Source organism: Chitinophaga oryziterrae (assembly GCF_009758125.1).
Lineage (GTDB): Bacteria > Bacteroidota > Bacteroidia > Chitinophagales > Chitinophagaceae > Chitinophaga > Chitinophaga oryziterrae.
Genome location: NZ_WRXO01000010.1, coordinates 330,122 through 349,698, shown reverse-complemented (window position 1 = coordinate 349,698; position 19,577 = coordinate 330,122). Strand labels below are relative to the sequence as shown.

The following is a 19,577-nucleotide window of genomic DNA, read 5'->3' as shown; positions in this document are numbered from 1 at the left end:
AAGAAAAAACAGTTGAACTGATTAACTTAAACTCTTATTATTGCATATGGAAAGTGGCCCAATGACTCCCGAAATACCTGGCCCAGTATCCTCCGTTTTAACTGGCCCATCATCACCGTTATAGACAGATATTGCGACTGCTTAGCCATATATTCAAATATGCCATCGTAACCGCACGAATGGAATCTGACCCAAGCCATGGGGTTGAAGTAGCACTGAAAAAGTACAAGCGTGGCCACTTTGCATCATTATCCGTAGACAAGTTTCCAAAGTTTTTGATTGATCTCCATAACTACCAGGGACGGTTAACGAGGCAAACATATCTAGCCATTCGTCTTATGTTTTTGACCTTTGTCCGCACGAAAGAGCTTATTCAGGTTAAATGGACGGAGATTGATTTTGATAAAGCATTGTGGATCATTCCTGCCGAACGCATGAAAATGCGTTCTCCCCACCTTGTGCCGCTTTCAAAGCAAGCTACTCGCATTCTTGAAGAATTAAAGCAGATGAACGGGAAAAGCGAATATGTGTTTCCCGGTTTTTACCGTCACAAAAAACACATGAGCAATGGAACGATACTCGTGGCCCTTGGGCGGATGGGTTACACTGGAAAAATGACAGGACACGGCTTTAGATCGCTTGCATTAGGTATTCTGAAAGAAAAGTTGGGGTATTCCCATGAGATCGCGGATAGGCAATTAGCGCATGTACCTAAAAGCAGTACGGATCGGGCGTATGATCGAGCGCAATTCCTTAAGCAACGGACTGAAATGATGCAAACTTATGCAACATACTTAGATGATGTTTTTATAGAAGAATTGAAAAATAAAAACCTGTAACGTATAAGAGAATATTACAAGCGAATTTCCATTGGAAACCCTTCCGTAATATTGCTATTCGCTTTACAGCGACGACCAATAAATGTATCCGAAATACTGAAGCCAAGTGTTGTGAATAATTTCATTAGTCCAAGATCGGCGGCCGTAAGCGTTAAAGCACGACAATTTAAATCACGGGCTGTTTGCAAAAGCCCTTGAATTGTCGGTTTGAGTAACCCCAACCCTTCAAATTCTTGGTATCTTCGTTGTTTATTTGGAGGTAATGGTTTATCAGGATTACTGAACTCCACATCAGAAAGATGAAGCTCATTGGGATATAAGTGGGCTATCATTATTTCTGCAACAGTCATATCTCTGCCGTTCCTTTCAACAGTAAAGTGGTGATAGATAATATCAATGACCAATGGGGCACTAATCAAATCATCGATGGCCGCTATAATTCCTGGCTTTCCTGTCCTCGCATATTCAGCAATTGCAAATTTCTCTACTTTTGCAGGGCCCCATTCGCAAATTCGATCCCATTGATGTAATCCTAGGGCGTGCAATTTGTCGTTATAATTTTGCTGGATTATATAAAGATCCTTTTTCTGTAAAAAAGATCTTTCCCGTACATCTGGGAATAAAGTTCTTAAATCCTGTATTTGAAGAATGTTTGATAGCATTTTATCTCATTTAAGAAGGATCGAAAAGAAGTACTTTATTGGATTACAGCACACGGTTCTAACGCACTTTTCTATTAAAATCTCTCTTTTGCGTGTTCTTCTAGGTACTCATTAATTGAATCCACATCATACAGGATAATCTTCTTCTCTGGTTGGCTGAAACGGATTTTTCCTTCGTCGCGGAGCTTCTGCAACGTTGTCTTGCTGGTGATCCGCAGTTTGCGCATCGCTTCCTCGCCGCCGATCCATTTATCTTCGGTGGTACTTAGTTTCTCTTTTATCCGCTCCACCACGGTTTCAATCAAGGTATAAAAGGCTGCATCTTCAAGGCAGATCACTTCCATAGACAAATATTATAAACTGGGATTTTTATCTTATATCTCTTTTGAAAAGCATTTTGCTTTCAATATCCTCAAGTTCAATTATTTTTTTATCACTAAAAGGGAAAGCAAATTCACCATACAAATCTTTTTTATCTATCGGCACTTCAATTTCATCTTCACTAAACGTAACGATATACTGAAAATTTTTCTTTTCATAAAGAGTAAGATGAGTTCGGTAAATATAATTTAGAATATTCACCATTGTTTTATGTGACATACCGTGAAAAACGCCATCATGTATAAGAAAGTCAGGGAGTGCGCGCTTATTTGTGATAGAATTAATGAAGATCATTAAATCATAAGCAATAATTTTCAAAACCTCTTGCCCTACCGAACTTGATTTTGGAATATTAACATCGATTTTGAATGGAAGGGATGTTTTTTTGCTCTTATGGTCAATGGCAACATCGAAATAACCAGAAGCATCTTCATCGCCCATAAAAATAGCCGAGTTCAATATTTCTATAAATAATTGTCTAAGTTCATTTAGACTGTTCTCTGCCTTCGAAACGTCATCGGAAATATCTTTCTTAACTTGACTCAATACGATTTCTTGATCAGACAAAATTCTGTTAAATTCATCGACCTGGATTAAAATTTGATTTTGTTTTTCAAATGAGGCTTGCTCTTTCATTAGCTCCTCATAAGTTGACTCCAATTTGTCTAGTACCCCCCGCTCATGAAGAGTTTTAAGCAATTTGGTTCTTTCTGCCTCAAGTATCGACAGTTGTTTAAAAACAGCATCAATAGAAGCTTGAAGTTCTTTCTCCTTGTTTACAAGAAATTTGTTCCTGTTTCCAAGAATGTCTGCTTTAAACTGATTTACTTCATCCAATGTCTTTTTAACGGCGTCACCAAAGGTTTCTAAAACCTCATTATAAATTTTACGAATGTGTTTAGTGTCTATATCATAACTCAGTTGATATGATTCTTTGATATTTTTCAACTTTTGGCTAAGCGAATGAAATTCCTGTGACTTATCGTTTATCTTAGAAATCACGTCTGATAATTGTTTTTCAACTTCTTTATGTGACTCCTTAAAATCATATCCCTTCAGACGGCTTCTCAAAGTGTCAATATTTGCTTTAATACGCAGCTTTTCTGATCTGTATTCTTCAACGGTGTGTCCACCTTCATTTCTTAGTTTTTCTTCATATGTATTCAATGCCTCTGAATACTTCTTGTATTCCTTTGAAATTTCATTGAATGAAAGGATGTTTTTCGTAGGAAGCCCTAAAAGGTAAAAGTTATATGCAGCCTTATCGGCGGCGCTTGGTGTGAAGCTGAAAAAATTGGTTGCATCTTTCCTTCCCTTATTTTGGATATCATCCTTAATAAAGAACTGCATCAGAGTTCTAAACCTATTCCCTTCAATATAAACTTCGTTGTTCTCAACAGGGAATAATAGGCTGGAAAAAACAAGAAGCAGCTCCGATTTAGAATATTCAGCCAACTGAAGAATATCAGAACCAAAATAAATTACTTCAACATCATTAAAATGACGACGAACAAAATATGGATTATTGTCAATTTTGAATTCTAAAGTAAGGGAGTGGTTCTCATCTCTAAGGAAGTTGTATTTGGGTTTATTAAACTCCCTTTCGGCAGAATCACTTAGAAGCATAAAGTTTATTAGCCTAACTAATGAGGACTTTCCAATGCCGTTTATGCCTCTTGCCTCTTTTGAACCAGAATATTTGCCGTAAATTATATTTATGCCAGGCTCAAAGGTTATATTTTGAACCAATAGATTTGTTTCAGAGTGAAGCCTTGTTAGCATGTCAATCAAATAAATTTGGATGTTTCTCTAAATTCGGCGTAAGTTTTATTTTATAACCTTTATAATCTATGAGGCCGATAGAGTAAAGAAACAATAATGTATATATAAACAAATCAGGAGTTCTTTTCTTATCTGCTTTTAAAAAGTCGTTTATTATATTTTCTAAAAGAATATAATCCCCATTTTTGCTTTTAGATTTAAGCAATGTGATAACATTTGATCCTAAGACCATTACATTCAATTGTAAGTCACTTTCAGGATGTGGACGAATCATGGCGCTTGTTTTTCTTCTGATTTGATTTTGTCTCCAATCATACATTGCTCAAAAGAATACACGAGTAAAGCTCTTGTAAAATACTCAAAATCGTCATCTTGGCCACTGGAATATTTATTCAAATAACTTTCCGTCAATCTATTCAGCTTATCCTTAAATGTTCCTGTCAAATTGTTAAACTCTCTTTTGATGCGCATTTTAAGAGAGTTTATTTCTTCATTCTCATATGTCGATAAAATACCCCATATTTTTTTTAAAGTTCCATTCACTACAAAATCTTGATATTCCTCCGATGCCAAAATGGCATCTTCGGGGGTGTAATTGAGATTGATTTTTTCTTCTATATCAATTTTTAGATCATAGCGGATATTTTCAGGGTCAATTTCTATGCCTCGAATTAAGTCATCAATTATTGAGCGGATATGATCAAATATTATAAGCTCTTTGGCGACGCCTAAATATGTTGCTAATTGTCTTTGCTGTTTATTTGAAAATTCTTCTTCTACTAACTGCATAATTTGATCAACTCCTTTGACCAAAATAATATTCACAGTTATTTGCTTGGAAGCCGCTTTTGATTTTAATGTTTCAGAAATACGAATTTGCTCCGGAGCAAGAGAACCGTTATAGTGCATTTTCCAGTTTGGATTTTCAGCAGCCCATTTATTTAGAAAATCATCAAAATCATCATTTACTTTTTTAAGAAACCTCTTCTCATCATAGGCGTCAGGCCCATAAGCGGCGATGACGGTTTTGGAGCTAAGTATAATACCTTCAGCTCCATCATCTTTTCTTTCTCTGGTAGGTTGAAATCCATCAGAGCCATACTGAATCAAATGAATTTCACTGATTAGCGCTTCAAATTCAAAGCCTCTTTTGGCTCTAATCAGTGCTTCAATACTAGCTTTAAGCGAATTATCCATTTTTTTTGCCTTATGAAGAACGAAAATTTTGCTTCACTTGATGAGTTTTATCGGAACAGGATAATCTTTTCTGCTGAAAAGGGGGGCTATTCTAATAAAAGCAGACTTATTGTGAAAGGGTATAGAATTCCATTACTTTGGTAAAGCAATTTCCTAGCTAAATTAATGATTTCCTTAACACGACAGTCAAGAAAACGAAAACAGGAATTGTTGTACCTATGTTGTACCCAAAAGAAAAAGGCTTCGAGAGTTTCCTCTCAAAGCCTTTACTATCAGGTGGTGTGAGGCGGGATCGAACCGCCGACACAAGGATTTTCAGTCCTTTGCTCTACCGACTGAGCTACCGCACCATCTTATTTTTTAAGCCCCTTCCTGTGAAGGGATTGCAAAGATAATAAAATTCAATATTAACTTCCAAATATTCTTCGATCAAATTTATACAGGAACATTAATTTCATCCAGAATACCGTTCCATAAAGCCTGTCTTTTTTCCAGCGCAATCTTTGCCGCCTCTGCCGCTTCTGCCCATTTCTGTGCATCGTTCCCACACAGTTCCTGTACCATTTCCATACCTAAATGACTATGATGATCTCCATCCACTTCTATATGTCTTTCCAGGTAATATTTGAAAAGACTGATCTGTCCGGGGAATTGTTTATCAAGGTCATTTACCAGTGCGAGGAACATATCCGGAATCAGGTCTTCCCGGCCGAAAGTAAATACGGCAGCCTGAACATGTACGGGAGCATTAGCGATCAGATCAAATGTATATTGTACAAATGACTTGGCAGCAGAAGGTAAAGATGCTATTACCGAAGCCAGGGAATGTCCCTGTTGAATCTGAAGAATGCAATTGCGGATCCCCTGTGCATCTGCCCCTGCCTGTTCCATCGCCTGCAGGTAAAGTTCAAAATGACTTACCCTTGTGCCGTCCGGCGCCACATCGCTTTCCTCTCCTGTAACTATTTCATTGATCAGGAAACGTGTAGCCGCACTCCCTACGGGAATCCAGGGAACGCTGGTACAGGTAAGGTGTAGCTGTAAAGATTTAAGCAGGGACATGAAGTCCCAAACGGCAAAAACATGATACTGCATGAATACCCTGATATCGTCCATGCATTGCATGTGACTGTAAAGAGGGTGTGTTACTATGGTTTCCCTTACGGGAGCTATCGTTTCTTTTATTTGTTGAATCCCGTTCATCTAAAAAAAATTAGTTGCCATATACAACCAGGAACTTAATACGCATCAGCTTCAATTGTTCAAGCGTATAATCACCATCGGATAATTCTTCACGTGCAAGTGCAAGACTGGATGTTTCACATCCTTTAAAGTATTCCATTATCTCTTCCTGCGCATAATCGTCCAGTTCTTCATCAAGACAATAATCCAGGTTCAGTTTGGTACCACTGGCTACAATAGTTTCCATTTCGTCCAGAAGCTGGGAAGTTGTTAGTTCCTTGTTCTTGGCAATGGTTTCCAATGGCATCTTTCTGTCGATGTTCTGAATGATAAATACTTTAAGACCGCTCTTGTTCACCACACTCTTCATCACGAAGTCGTCCGGCTTTACAATATCATTTTCCTCTACGTATTTAGAGATAACATCTACGAATTGCTTACCGTAACGAATTGCTTTTCCTTTACTTACACCCTGGATCTTTTCCAGTTCCTGTACAGTAGTAGGATATTGAGTGGCCATGTCTTCCAGGGAAGTTTCCAGGAAGATGACAAACGGAGGCAGATTCTTTTCTTTGGCTACTTTTTTACGCAGTTCCTTCAGCATCTCAACCAGCACAACATCCGCAGAAGCCTGGGCTTCAGCAGCTATTTCTTCCTCTTCTCCGGCTTCTTCATCAAACTGATGATTCAGCGATACCATGATGTTGTAAGGTTCTTTCAGGAACGCATGGCCTTTCTCTGTAATCTTCAGCAGGCCATATTCTTCAATATCCTTTTCTATCAGGTCTTCCAGCATCATCTGCCGGATAAGGGAATTCCAGAAGTGAGCATCAAACTCTTTCCCTTCACCAAATACCTCCAGCAGATTATGCTGGAAAGTAGCGATCTGGGGATTAGCCTTACCGGTGATTACACTCACCACATAGTCGCTGCCAAAGCGTTCTTCCAGGGAGCGGATCGCTTTCAGTACAATTACTACCCGGTTCTTTACTTCTATCTTCTCTTTTGGATTACGGCAGTTATCGCAGGCTCCATTACAATTCCCTTCTTCATACTTTTCACCAAAATAGTGGAGGATCACTTTTCTGCGGCAGGCAGAACTTTCTGCGTAGGCAACCGTTTCATTGATCAGTTGTGCCCCCATTTCACGCTCACTAAGGGGTTTATCCCGCATGAGGTGTTCCAGTTTCTGCACATCCTTATATGAATAAAAGCAAACGCAAATGCCTTCAAGGCCATCACGACCGGCACGACCAGTTTCCTGGTAGTAGTTTTCAAGGCTCTTGGGAATGTTGTAGTGTATAACGAAGCGCACATCCGGCTTGTCTATACCCATACCAAAGGCAATAGTGGCCACGATCACGTCTACATCTTCGTGCAGGAACTGGTCCTGGCGCATAGCCCTGGTATTGGAGTCCAGTCCGGCATGGTAGGCCACCGCTTTAATATTGTTGGCCATCAGCATATCTGCCAGCTCTTCTGTCGTTTTCCGGTTCAGGGTATATATAATACCACTTTTACCTTTATGCGAGTGGATGAACTTGACGATCTCACGGATGGTCTGATCTTTTTTGCGTTTGGGACGGATCTCGTAATAAAGATTGGGTCTGTTAAAAGACGACAGATAGATCTGGGGGTCCCGGAGTTCCAGGTTCTTCACGATATCGCTTTGTACCTTGGGGGTAGCTGTGGCGGTAAGGGCGATAATAGGAAGATCTCCGTTGATCTGTTCTATCATTTCCTTTAAACGACGGTATTCAGGACGGAAATCATGTCCCCATTCTGAAATACAGTGCGCCTCATCCACGGCGATAAATGAAATATCCAGTTCCTTGAAAAAGTCCAGGTTTTCCTGTTTGGTAAGCGTCTCAGGTGCTACATACAGCATCTTGGTCTTACCAGAGGTCAGGTCGGTCCGTACTTTCTTTATCTGTGCTTTGGACAGGGTTGAATTTAAAAAATGTGCCACATTGTCCTTGCTGCTGTATGAACGAACCAGATCTACCTGGTTTTTCATTAAAGCAATCAGCGGAGAAACAATAAGCGCACAGCCAGGACTCATCAATGCCGGTAATTGATAACATAGGGATTTACCCCCGCCAGTTGGCATAATAACAAAAGTATCTTTACCGGCAAGAATATTCTTGATGATGATTTCCTGATTTCCTTTGAAGGAATCAAACCCAAAGTGTTCCTTTAATGCATCTATCAAACTTACCTTTACAACAGCCATTGCATTCAATATTTAAACAATAAACTCTAAAGAAAAGTAACAAATTATGGATATTGTTTATGTGTTTTTTAGGGGACACGAAGTTAGCTAAAAATGCACTGCCCCGCAATTAAATTTATCCCGAATAGATGTCTTAACAGCTTTTTAGGATATAAGAAAGAAACATATCTATTATAAATTTAGGCAATACATTCGATTTAATCTCCTGAATCCTAGTTAACTTTGTGATGCTAATGAAAAACAGAACGGTCATAAATATAGCGGAGGTAGCAAAGCGGACACTCCGGCTCGAAGCTGAGGCAATAGATGATTTACAGCAGTACATAAACGCTGATTTCGAGCAGGTAGTGGAGCTGATAGCTCATTGCCCTGGCCGTCTGGTAATCACCGGTATTGGGAAGAGTGCGATCATTGGACAGAAGATAGTTGCTACGCTTAATTCCACGGGAACACCTGCATCCTTCATGCACGCTGCAGACGCCATTCACGGAGATCTGGGAATGATTCAGGAAGAAGATATTATCCTCTGTATCTCAAAAAGCGGAAACTCCCCGGAAATCAAGGTATTAGTGCCATTGGTAAAGAACTTCGGTAACAAGCTGATTGCCATGGTAGGGAACGCTTCATCTTTCCTGGCGCGTGAAGCAGATCTGATCCTGGATACTACTGTGACCCAGGAGGCTTGTCCTAATAACCTGGCGCCTACCACCAGCACTACGGCTCAACTGGCAATGGGCGATGCCCTGGCTGTATGCTTAATAGAGTGGCATGGCTTTACGGCAGGAGACTTTGCAAAGTTTCATCCTGGTGGAACACTGGGTAAAAAACTATATTTGAAGGTGGGAGACCTTAGCCGGCAGCATCAGGCTCCACATGTGCAACTGGAAAGTACCTTGAAAGAGGTAATTGTGAATATCTCCTCCGGCATGCTGGGAGTAACTGCGGTGCTGGATAAAGATGGAGTGTTAGCTGGTATTATCACAGATGGTGATTTACGCCGTATGTTGGAAAAGGAAATCCCGGCAAGCAGCGTTACCGCAAAAAATATCATGTCTACGCATCCGAAAACTATTCAGAAGGATGAACTGGCTATCAATGCGCTCGAAATGATGCGCCAGCATGATATTACACAACTATTGGTTTTGGAAGATAAACGATATATTGGTATCATTCATTTACATGATTTAATCAGGGAAGGAATTATTTGAGATGACAAATGTGAACAGGCATTTTTATGTGGCCATAATGGCCGGGGGAATAGGGAGCCGGTTCTGGCCCTATAGCCGTACAGATTACCCCAAACAGTTTCTGGACATTCTCAATACGGGAAAAACATTATTGCAATGGACCTTTGAGCGGTTTTTACAATTCATTCCACAGGAAAACATTTTCATAGTTACTCACCAGCACTATATTTCGAAAGTACAGGAACAACTTCCTGGTCTGCCGGTAGAGAATATTGTAAGTGAACCTTCCCGTAAAAATACTGCACCCTGCATTGCATATATTTCTCATAAGATCCATAAACAGGACCCCAGGGCAAACATTATCTGTGCGCCGGCGGATCATCTTATTATGGACCCAATGTCTTTTACGACCACCTGCCTGAACGCGCTGATGTTCGTGCAAAAGCATAGTGCGCTGGTTACACTTGGCATAAAGCCAACACGCCCTGATACCGGGTATGGATATATACAGCACGAAACACAACAGGTAGCGGATAATGTTTACCCGGTAAAGACCTTTACCGAAAAGCCCGACCTGGAGCTGGCCAGAACATTCCTGCAAAGTGGCGACTTCCTCTGGAATGCCGGCATTTTCGTGTGGAATGTAAAAACCATCATCGCTGCATTCAAAACATATTTGCCGGAAATAGACGAGCTGTTTGAACAAAGTGTGCCGGTATTAAATACGCCGGAAGAAAAGAAAGCAATAGAAACAATTTATCCGCAATGCTCTAATATCTCCATTGACTATGGAATTATGGAAAAAGCGGATAATGTATATGTGATCCCTTCCAACTTCGGATGGAGTGACCTGGGTACCTGGGCTTCTGCCTACGAGAACCTGGAAAGAGATGATTCAGGTAATGCTGTGCAGGGAAAGAATGTAATGCTGGTAGATGCTACCAACTGTATGATAAAAGCACCGCAGGATAAACTACTGGTCGTGCAGGGACTGGACGAATTCATCGTAGTGGATACTACAGATGTGCTGCTGATCTGTAAAAAGGAAAACGAGCAACAGATCAAAGAGTACGTAGCAGAAGTAAAACGAAATAAAGGAGAAAAATACCTTTAAATAAGGCGGATTAGTTGCGAATTATTAATTTCAGGAACAGATTTAATAATTCGCAACTGATTATGTCCAAACTACCGAATGTAGGAACTACCATCTTCACTGTCATGTCTGCCCTGGCGGCACAACATAAAGCCATTAATCTCTCACAGGGTTTCCCCGATTTTGATTGCAGCGAAATATTAAAGCAACTGGTAAATGAAGCCATGGAACAAGGCCATAATCAATATGCCCCCATGCCAGGCATTATGCCATTACGGGAAGCAATAGCAGAAAAGATCAGCAATCTTTACGGACAAAACGTAAACCCCGATACAGAAATTACAATTACACCCGGAGGTACCTACGCTATTTTTACAGCGATAGCCACGTGTATTAGTGCTGGTGATGAAGTGATCATTTTTGAACCGGCCTATGATAGCTATATTCCAAATGTACTGGTGAACGGTGGTGTACCGGTACTGATCCCGCTTTCTTATCCTGATTATCATATCGACTGGCAACTTGTGCGAAGCCGGATCACTCCCCGTACAAAAATGATTATGCTGAATACGCCTCATAATCCTACCGGCAGTATTTTAACGGAAGCAGATATACAGGAACTGGAAAAACTGGTCACAGAGTTTAACATCTTAATATTATCAGATGAAGTATATGAACACCTGGTATACGATGGTGCAAAACATCTTAGTATACTGCGTTACCCGGCGTTGTTCCGCAATAGCTTTGTAACCTTCTCTTTTGGAAAAGTATTTCATATCACAGGCTGGAAGATGGGCTACTGTGTGGCGCCGGCTCACCTGATGCAGGAATACCGTAAGGTGCATCAGTATCTGTGTTTCTCTGTGAATACTCCCATGCAGTATGGTATAACCGGATTCCTGAAAACCCCTGAACATTACCTTTCCCTGCCGGCATTTTTTCAACAGAAACGGGACCATTTCCTGCAATTGATGGCAGACAGCCGGTTTACGCCTTTACAATCATGTGGTAGTTATTTTCAGCTAATGCGGTATGACCGTATTTCTGATGAAGGGGATAAAGATTTTACCATAAGAATTACAAAAGAGTTTGGAGTCGCCAGTATCCCGGTATCCGCATTTTACCAGGAAGGGAAAGACGATCATGTGGTACGCTTCTGTTTTGCGAAGAGAACAGAAACATTGGAAAAGGCTGTAGAAAGACTGAGAAAGATATAAAACGAAAAAGCCGCTCCAGAAAAAGAGCGGCTTATCCTTTGTATATGACTACAAGCGTAGCTTGTTCGTTTGTTCAGCCCTAAACAGCAATAGCTTCGTGCTGTTCCCTGAAGTTTTCCCTGCCTATAACAAGGGTATTCTCCAGGAATGTCACTACTCCTGTTTCCACATCATATAAAGCGCCCACAATGCCTATTTCACCATTCAGGATCATATTGCGCAGGATGTGACTCTGTTCCATGATAGCCTGTACAGAACGTTCCGTGTGGATATGTGTTACTGCCTCTACAAATTCAGGATTGCTGGATGTTCTGTTGTGTTTAATCGTTTTTTCTGCATACACAGAAGGTGTGATCTTATTCAGCAAACCTGTAAGATTACCCATTTCTACCTTATCACATGCACCCTTGATAGCGCCACATTTGCTATGCCCAAGTACCACTATGAATTTAGAGCCGGCAACATTACATGCATATTCCAGGCTTCCCAATACATTATCAGAAATGACAGCACCTGCCAAACGGATGCTGAAAACATCTCCCAGTCCCTGGTCGAATATCAGTTCTGCAGAAGTACGGGAATCCATGCAACTCACTATGGCGGCCATTGGCCATTGACCGTCGCGGGTATCGTTCACCTGTTCCAGCAGGTTACGATGCAGTTGCAGGTTATCCACAAAACGGGCATTACCTTTTTTGAGTAAATTCAGCGCATCTTCAGGAGAGATAGATTTCTGTGATATCTTATTTAATGTTTTCATTTTTTTCATTTTAAGGAGATGAATGAACAATTAATTTAATTGCAACTCTTTCAACAATTGTTTGTGATTACCAGTCGAAATTGTGTGGACATGTCCGCTTCTTAATGCGGCCTCATGCCCTGCATCATCTGTATTAGCGATCTTGTACGCTTCCTTGAATCCTTTCAGTACAACAAGGATGTTTTTCTGTGGCGCTTTTACATCCTTAAACTCACGAATGCTTTCCAGCACGTCGAAGTCTATATAGGTTGTTTTACCGGCATCAATGATCACGGTTGTATTTTCGGGCATATGATCGAGGGTAAGGAGAATGCTGGCTTTGTTCAGGAAGGAAACTTCCTCTGCCAGTTCCAGGCGGATACTGTCCCCGTTCTTGTATTTTTCTTTGCGGAAAAAGTAAGAACTCTTGATATTACCTCTTAATATGGCGAAAACGCTAACAGTCATACCCAGTGCGATACCGATCAGCAGATCTGTAAATACGATTGCAATCACGGTTACCAGGAAGGGAACCCACTGGTACTTACCATTTTTAAACATTTCTGTGAATATGGAAATCTTACACAGTTTGTAGCCGGTCACCAGTAACACCGCTGCCAGGGTGGCCAGCGGTATTTTGTTTAACAATACCGGGATCAGTGCCGTACATATCAGCAGTAATGAACCATGTGCAATTGTAGACAGTTTGGATTTACCGCCTGCATTGATATTGGCGGAAGAGCGTACAATCACAGAGGTGATGGGTAGGCCACCAATTAATCCGCTCACGATATTACCGATACCCTGTGCTTTTAGTTCCCTGTTAGGTGAAGTATACCTTTTCAGCGGATCCAGTTTATCCGTTGCCTCTACGTTCAGCAGTGTTTCTACAGACGCAACAATTGCTATTGTTGCGGCAGTGATCCATACTTCCTTATTACCAATAGCGCTGAAGTTTGGAGTGGTGAACTGCCCGATAAAAGCATTGAAGCTATCCGGTATCGGAAGACTTACAAGATGAGACGGGGCAATTGCCAGCGGACTACCGATGGAAATGAACAGCGCATTCAGTCCGGCCCCTACAATCACAGCTACCAGTGCTGAAGGGATAATCCCCGCTTTAGGTATTTTGCTCCAGTAAAGAATGATCAGTATGGAGATGGCCGTAATTAATATTGCACCGGGATGAACATGACTCAATATTGATAATAAGGCAATCTGGTTGTTATCATCGTCAGTCATACCACCTGCATCATATCCGAAAGCATGGGGCAATTGTTTTAATATGATGATGATACCGATAGCCGAAAGCATACCCTTGATCACATTGGAGGGAAAGTAGTTGGCTACTGTACCGGCTTTTATTATTCCCAACAGCAGCTGCATAGCTCCTCCTATTACCAGCGCCAGCAGGAACACATCAAATGCGCCCAGCTTGGTGATGGCCGTTAATACTACGGCAGTAAGACCGGCAGCAGGACCGCTTACACTCAGTTGTGATCCGCTTAGCGCACCTACTACAATACCACCTACTATCCCGGCAATCATACCGGAAAATAATGGAGCTCCGGAAGCCAGGGCGATACCCAGGCATAATGGAACGGCTATCAGGAATACAACAAGACCTGAAGAAAAATCACTTTTTATATTGGCAAAAACAGATGGCTTACTCATAGTACAAAGGAATTGACTGTTCCGACAGGGCATAGCTATACCTGTTCGCTAACGTGGTAAAGCAAAGTCCTGCGGACACTAATTAATTAATAAAAAGAAATAGAGAAACAGGCGACATACGAAAGGTATGCACCCACAGGTAGTAGTTTATAGCCTATAAACAGATAATGACAATCACATGCGCATGCATGCAGAATAAATGAATGTTGTTTAAAAGACTACAAACAGATTAACAATTGGGAGGAGGGCAGTGGATCTCTCTTGCAGGGCCCAGGGGAATTTCTGCAAAGAAATTGTAATGAGTATTGGTCAGGAACAATGATGGTGCATATTGGAGAGAGGCATCGTATATCTTTAAGAACTTTAGTTCTTTAGCAAGTTTAACGACGTCATTGCAACCATCTACCGGATGTTCTTCAACAATCTGGTTGTTAAACAATAATCTTCCCATCTCCTTTATTGGAAGGAGTTGTGTACTCATCAGTACCAGAAGAAATATGCCTAAAACCTTTTTCATCATGTTGTTACAAAAGTATGCAAGCCTGATTCACTTTGGTAAATATACGGATTAAAAAAATGTTAAAACAGGTTGGAACAACTAAACCGGTTCATTCCATCATGATATATGACCGCTCATCACAATCGCCCAATGCTACTTATGTTAGTAAAAATGACTCAGGATGACCAATGGTGGCCTCAACACCTCTGAATTTCTGGTAATGTTCTAAGCAAGTTATTTTGCTTTCTATGGTATTGTGTATTGCATAGTAGTATGTTTTCTCTATCTTTGTATTGTAATTATCAAACACCAATGTTTTATATGTTTTTAATAAAGCTCACTTGCCATGAACATAGATAACACACAATCACAGATGAGAAAGGGGGTGCTGGAATTCTGCATTCTTTCTGTGATCAAGCAAGGCGAGGCTTATCCTTCAGACATTATTGAAAAAATGAAAGAAGCAAAGCTGGACACCCTCGAGGGAACCCTTTACCCGCTGCTAACAAGATTGAAAAACGCAGAGTTACTGACGTACAGATGGGTAGAAAGCAGCTCGGGGCCCCCACGTAAATATTTTTCCATGACAGAGAAAGGGGAAAACTTCTACAAAGAACTGGAAACAACCTGGAACGAGCTGGCCAATGCGGTCCATCAGCTCACGAGTAACAAAGAATAAATCCATCCAAATACCAAAACCTTAATTAAACATTGATCAGCAAATGAAAAAGATTATTAACATAAACCTGGCCAGCCGCCTTATTCCCATTGAGGATAGCGCATATGAGATATTGCGGCAGTATCTGGACAGTCTGAAGCGGTACTTTGCCCGTGAAGAAGGAGCTGATGAGATTGTAGGAGACATTGAAAGCCGTATAGCAGAATTATTCCAGGACACATTGAAGAAAGGCGCTCATTGTATTACCGATGAGGATGTACAGGCGATGAAATCTGCCATGGGTACCCCGGAGCAGTTTGACGGCGTATCAGATACCGGCACGCAAACAAAGGATTTCGCACAGGAGTCTTTATTTGATAAGCCCCGCCCGCGTAAACGTCTTTACCGCGATCCGGATAGTAAAGTACTGGGTGGTGTATGTGGTGGGCTGGGTGCTTACCTGAACGTAGACCCGGTTATCTTCAGAATTATCTTTGCTTTACTGGCTGTAGGTGGTTTTGGTACCGGTATCCTCATCTACTTCATATTATGGATGGCTACTCCCGAAGCGAATACCGCTACGGAAAAACTGGAAATGAGAGGAGAACGCATAGACGTTAACAATATAAAGGCTACTGTTCAGGACGAAATCAACGCCATGAAAAGTCACCTGAAGAATGTAGGGGAGGACGTGCGAAATTTTTCTCAGGGCCGGGGAAGACAAGTTGGTAATGATATAGAACGCTTTTTCCGTAACCTCGTAGGAGGATTGGCAAAAGCAATCGTATTCCTGACTAAAGGCTTCTTTTATTTCTTTGCTGCCATTATCCTGCTGGTATTGTTTGTCACAGGAATCATGATCGCAGTGGCTTCTCCGGTCCTTTTCCCGCTGAAAGACCTGTTACTGTCAGGCACCTTACAAAACCTGATCTTCTGGCCAACCCTGTTTTTAGTGATCGGAGTTCCGATCGTAGGGTTGATCGTATTCTTCATACGCAAGTTGACCGGGATAAGGGAAACGAACCGTTACGTAGGATACACCCTTAGCTTTTTATGGCTGATAGGCGTATTCGGTACGATACTGCTTGTTGTGTCTGTCGGGAAGGACTTCAGGGCCGGTTATGGTTATCCTGTAAAAGAAAAAATTTCAATCATGCAACCTTCTAACGGAAAGCTCGTCCTTAAGAGAGGAGAGGACATCGTTGATGTGGATGATATGGGCTTTTTCGACGGAAACCTTCGAATGACAGAGGATACAGTGATTATTGGAGACGTGCGGATTAAAATGGAAAAGAGCCCTAATGATAGCTTCCAGGTTGAAGTACAGCGTACTTCCCGCGGTAGGAATATCTCTCAGGCGAGAATGCTGGCACAGCAAATCAGTTTCCAGATTACACAGCAGGATTCAATTCTGTATATGCCGTCAGGGTTTTCAATTCCCCGGAATTCCAAATACCGTGGTCAGCGTCTTGTTGTAATCATCAGGGTTCCGGTAGGCAAAAAGATCGATGTTGATAATGATGTATACGATCACTATCATTTCATCAGGGACAGAAACGGGAATAGCATGGATGATGAGTATGATGATGATAACCATGGACATATAGAATGGACGATGACCACAGACGGGGTTAATAGCATCCACATAGAAAAGAACGTCAATAAGGAGGGGTTGAAAGAGTCAAAAGATTCTCTGGACAATAATAGTTATCATTATAAAAGTCATGAACAACAGAATACCACACCTATAGAGGATAGTAAAGACCATCCGAAACCAGCAAAAGACACAGAAATGGATATTGATGTCGTTTTCAATAGTCTGTACGACCTGATTAAGTGATGAATGGATGTAGTCAGTTGCTGATCAAACATGTTTATCACAATAAGTTCAATAGTTAAAGAAATGAAAATTACCACGGTTTTTACCGTGGTTTTTCATTTAAAATAGTCTCCGCAGAACTTTTTCCGGATACGATCACTACCCTCCCGTATTAATTCATAGTTTTGCTTTTTTAATCGTTTTATCAGGATAAGGATAAGGAATGCTGCAGGCAACAAAAAACGCATCGATTAATATTGCGCTGGTAGGAAATCCGAATAGTGGGAAAAGTTCGCTGTTTAATGCATTGACTGGCCTCAACCAGAAAGTGGGTAATTTTCCGGGAGTAACAGTTGATAAAAAAACAGGTAGTGCCAATATCTCTGCCAATCTGCACGCCAATATCATTGACCTGCCGGGAACCTACAGCCTGTATCCTAAAAGTGCCGACGAATTTGTAACCTACGACGTGCTGGTAAACCCTAACGGAGAACAGCCGGATATGATCCTGATCATTGCCGATGCGGCCAACCTGAAACGGAACCTTCTCTTTTGCTCCCAGATCATAGACCTTAAAATACCAGTAATTATCGGGCTTACCATGATGGACATTGCCCGTAAAAAGGGTGTGGAAATCGATGAGGCCGGCCTGGAAAGGGAACTGGGCGTTCCAGTAGTGATTATCAATCCCCGTAAGAACAAAGGACTCGCAGAACTGAAGAAAACGATAGAGCTGCTCGCCAGAGAAAAACATGCGGCCCCTCCCCGTGATTTTATAGACAGCCGTACGCTGGCGCCGGAAGTAATACAGGTGGTCAAACAATTCGTAACTACCCGTAGTGATTATGCGGCCCTGCACATGGCTGTTAATTACCAGGAACTGCAATTCCTGAACGGCGGACAAAAACTGGCCATTACCAACGCTATCCAGGAATATCACTTCAATAAGACCAAAGTGCAGGCAGAAGAGATCATGCAGCGATATGCCCGCATTAAACATATTATGAAGACAGCGGTGGTGGAAGCCGATCCGTTACAAAAACAGTTACAGACAGAAAAGCTGGACAATCTCCTGTTGCACCGTTTCTGGGGATATGCTATCCTGATGGGTGTAATGTTCATCATGTTCCAGAGCATTTTCTGGCTGGCATCCTTTCCTATGGATTGGATAGAAGCCGCCTTTGGCGCATTGAGCGGCAAGCTGACAGATATCCTGCCCGAAAGCCAGTTAACAGATATCCTGGTGAAAGGGATTATTGCGGGATTGGGCGGAATTGCAGTATTTGTTCCGCAGATCATGATCCTTTTCGGGTTTATCACCATCCTGGAAGATACCGGTTACATGGCCCGTATAAGTTTCCTCACGGACAGACTGATGCGCCAGGTGGGCCTTAACGGTAAATCCGTAATGCCCCTGATCAGTGGGGTGGCCTGCGCAGTCCCGGCTATTATGGCTACGCGTAATATTGAGAACCGAAAGGAACGTCTGATCACCATTATGATCACTCCTTTAATGAGTTGCTCTGCCCGCCTGCCCATTTATACTATAATGATCGCACTGGTGATTCCCAATAAACCATTCCTTGGCATCCTCAATTTGCAGGGCCTGGTAATGATGGGCCTGTATCTTTTAGGATTTGTAATGGCATTGGTCATTGCTGCCATCATGAAGTTCTTCATTGCTATTAAGGAAAAGAGCTATTTTATTATGGAGCTGCCTGTGTACCGGGCTCCCCGCTGGAAGAATGTGGGCACTACCATGGTACAAAAAGCTAAGATCTTTATCACAGACGCCGGTAAAGTGATCATGGTCATTTCCGTGATTCTCTGGTTTCTAGCCAGTTATGGACCTACAGAGAAAATGCATGCGGTTGATAAAAGATATGAACAGCTTACAACCGCCAATCCTGCACAAAAAGATGAGCTGCAAAGAGAAAAGGAATCAGAGAAACTGGCTAATTCCTATGCCGGTATATTAGGTCATGCTATTGAACCGGCTATCCGCCCGCTTGGGTTCGACTGGAAAATAGGTATCGCACTGATTACGTCCTTTGCTGCACGTGAAGTGTTTGTAGGCACAATGGCTACATTGTACAGCGTAGGGGAAAACCCGGAAGATAATGATGCTACTCTCCGGCAGAAAATGAGCGGCGCTACCTGGAGAGATGGCCGCCCGGTATATACATTGGCCAGTGGATTATCCCTGATGCTGTTCTATGCTTTTGCTATGCAGTGTATGAGTACGCTGGCGATAGTGAAGCGGGAAACGAAATCCTGGAAATATCCTGTCATACAGTTTCTCTATATGACAACCCTTGCTTATGGTTTTAGTCTGCTTGCTTTCCAGTTATTTAAATAGGCGTTGCGAAATGCAGACGCAGGGAAATACCTTATATTGCAATAGTCAATCATAAG

17 protein-coding genes and 1 tRNA gene are annotated in these 19,577 nt (G+C 41.7%); 7 read left to right on the top strand and 11 right to left on the bottom strand.

What is annotated here, in order from left to right; all coding sequences use genetic code 11:
• The first annotated feature begins 179 nt into the window (after positions 1-179).
• Positions 180-839: a tyrosine-type recombinase/integrase gene (locus GO495_RS27360; RefSeq protein ID WP_240915344.1), complete on the top strand. Its 660-nt coding sequence runs from the start codon at positions 180-182 to the stop codon at positions 837-839.
• 14 nt (positions 840-853) lie between these two features.
• On the opposite strand, the gene GO495_RS27355 is transcribed toward GO495_RS27360, so the two are convergent.
• From GO495_RS27355 to recQ, 8 genes are all read right to left on the bottom strand, one after another.
• Entirely contained in the window at positions 854-1,501 is a 648-nt protein-coding gene (locus GO495_RS27355; protein ID WP_157303124.1) for a hypothetical protein, read from the bottom strand.
• A 74-nt stretch (positions 1,502-1,575) separates the two neighbouring features.
• Positions 1,576-1,845, bottom strand: a complete 270-nt coding sequence (locus GO495_RS27350) for a helix-turn-helix domain-containing protein (protein WP_157303123.1) — start codon at positions 1,843-1,845, stop codon at positions 1,576-1,578.
• 25 nt (positions 1,846-1,870) lie between these two features.
• Positions 1,871-3,664, bottom strand: coding sequence for a DUF2326 domain-containing protein (locus GO495_RS27345; protein WP_157303122.1), 1,794 nt, complete (start codon positions 3,662-3,664; stop codon positions 1,871-1,873).
• Between the two features lies 1 nt (position 3,665).
• Positions 3,666-3,938, bottom strand: coding sequence for a hypothetical protein (locus tag GO495_RS27340; RefSeq protein WP_157303121.1), 273 nt, complete (start codon positions 3,936-3,938; stop codon positions 3,666-3,668).
• A complete protein-coding gene (locus tag GO495_RS27335) occupies positions 3,935-4,861 on the bottom strand; it encodes a hypothetical protein (protein ID WP_157303120.1) in 927 nt (308 codons plus the stop codon). The genes GO495_RS27340 and GO495_RS27335 overlap by 4 nt, the downstream gene beginning before the upstream one ends.
• Positions 4,862-5,138: 277 nt before the next feature.
• Positions 5,139-5,211, bottom strand: a tRNA-Phe gene (locus GO495_RS27330).
• Positions 5,212-5,296: 85 nt separating this feature from the next.
• Positions 5,297-6,064, bottom strand: coding sequence for a DUF3050 domain-containing protein (locus GO495_RS27325; protein ID WP_157303119.1), 768 nt, complete (start codon positions 6,062-6,064; stop codon positions 5,297-5,299).
• Between the two features lie 10 nt (positions 6,065-6,074).
• On the bottom strand, positions 6,075-8,276 hold the full coding sequence (gene recQ, locus GO495_RS27320) for a DNA helicase RecQ (RefSeq protein ID WP_157303118.1): 2,202 nt from the start codon (positions 8,274-8,276) through the stop codon (positions 6,075-6,077).
• A 233-nt stretch (positions 8,277-8,509) separates the two neighbouring features.
• Between recQ and GO495_RS27315 the strand changes: the two genes are divergently transcribed.
• Genes GO495_RS27315 through GO495_RS27305 form a run of 3 tightly spaced genes read left to right on the top strand, consistent with a single transcriptional unit; the run spans position 8,510 to position 11,773 of the window.
• On the top strand, positions 8,510-9,484 hold the full coding sequence (locus GO495_RS27315) for a KpsF/GutQ family sugar-phosphate isomerase (protein WP_157303117.1): 975 nt from the start codon (positions 8,510-8,512) through the stop codon (positions 9,482-9,484).
• Between the two features lies 1 nt (position 9,485).
• Positions 9,486-10,577, top strand: a complete 1,092-nt coding sequence (locus GO495_RS27310) for a mannose-1-phosphate guanylyltransferase (RefSeq protein WP_157303116.1) — start codon at positions 9,486-9,488, stop codon at positions 10,575-10,577.
• 14 nt (positions 10,578-10,591) lie between these two features.
• Complete coding sequence (locus tag GO495_RS27305; RefSeq protein ID WP_276611841.1) at positions 10,592-11,773, top strand: methionine aminotransferase; 1,182 nt, start codon at positions 10,592-10,594, stop codon at positions 11,771-11,773.
• Between the two features lie 79 nt (positions 11,774-11,852).
• On the opposite strand, the gene GO495_RS27300 is transcribed toward GO495_RS27305, so the two are convergent.
• The 3 genes from GO495_RS27300 to GO495_RS27290 all read right to left on the bottom strand — a co-directional run bounded on the left by GO495_RS27300 (position 11,853) and on the right by GO495_RS27290 (position 14,706).
• On the bottom strand, positions 11,853-12,533 hold the full coding sequence (locus GO495_RS27300; protein WP_157303114.1) for a carbonic anhydrase family protein: 681 nt from the start codon (positions 12,531-12,533) through the stop codon (positions 11,853-11,855).
• A gap of 30 nt (positions 12,534-12,563) precedes the next feature.
• Positions 12,564-14,186 (bottom strand): SulP family inorganic anion transporter, encoded by a 1,623-nt coding sequence (locus tag GO495_RS27295; protein WP_157303113.1) that lies wholly within the window; start codon positions 14,184-14,186, stop codon positions 12,564-12,566.
• A gap of 229 nt (positions 14,187-14,415) precedes the next feature.
• Positions 14,416-14,706 carry a hypothetical protein gene (locus GO495_RS27290; RefSeq protein WP_157303112.1) on the bottom strand — a complete coding sequence of 97 codons (291 nt, stop codon included), beginning with the start codon at positions 14,704-14,706 and terminating at the stop codon, positions 14,416-14,418.
• 325 nt (positions 14,707-15,031) lie between these two features.
• Here GO495_RS27290 and GO495_RS27285 point away from each other — a divergent pair, with 325 nt between their 5' ends.
• The 3 genes from GO495_RS27285 (at position 15,032) to feoB (ending at position 19,521) form a co-directional block, all read left to right on the top strand.
• A complete protein-coding gene (locus GO495_RS27285) occupies positions 15,032-15,364 on the top strand; it encodes a PadR family transcriptional regulator (RefSeq protein ID WP_157303111.1) in 333 nt (110 codons plus the stop codon).
• A gap of 43 nt (positions 15,365-15,407) precedes the next feature.
• The gene (locus tag GO495_RS32475) at positions 15,408-17,183 is read left to right on the top strand and encodes a PspC domain-containing protein (RefSeq protein WP_157303110.1); all 1,776 of its coding nucleotides are present in this window, start codon (positions 15,408-15,410) and stop codon (positions 17,181-17,183) included.
• Between the two features lie 202 nt (positions 17,184-17,385).
• Complete coding sequence (feoB, locus tag GO495_RS27275) at positions 17,386-19,521, top strand: ferrous iron transport protein B (RefSeq protein WP_170302732.1); 2,136 nt, start codon at positions 17,386-17,388, stop codon at positions 19,519-19,521.
• Positions 19,522-19,577 lie beyond the last annotated feature (56 nt).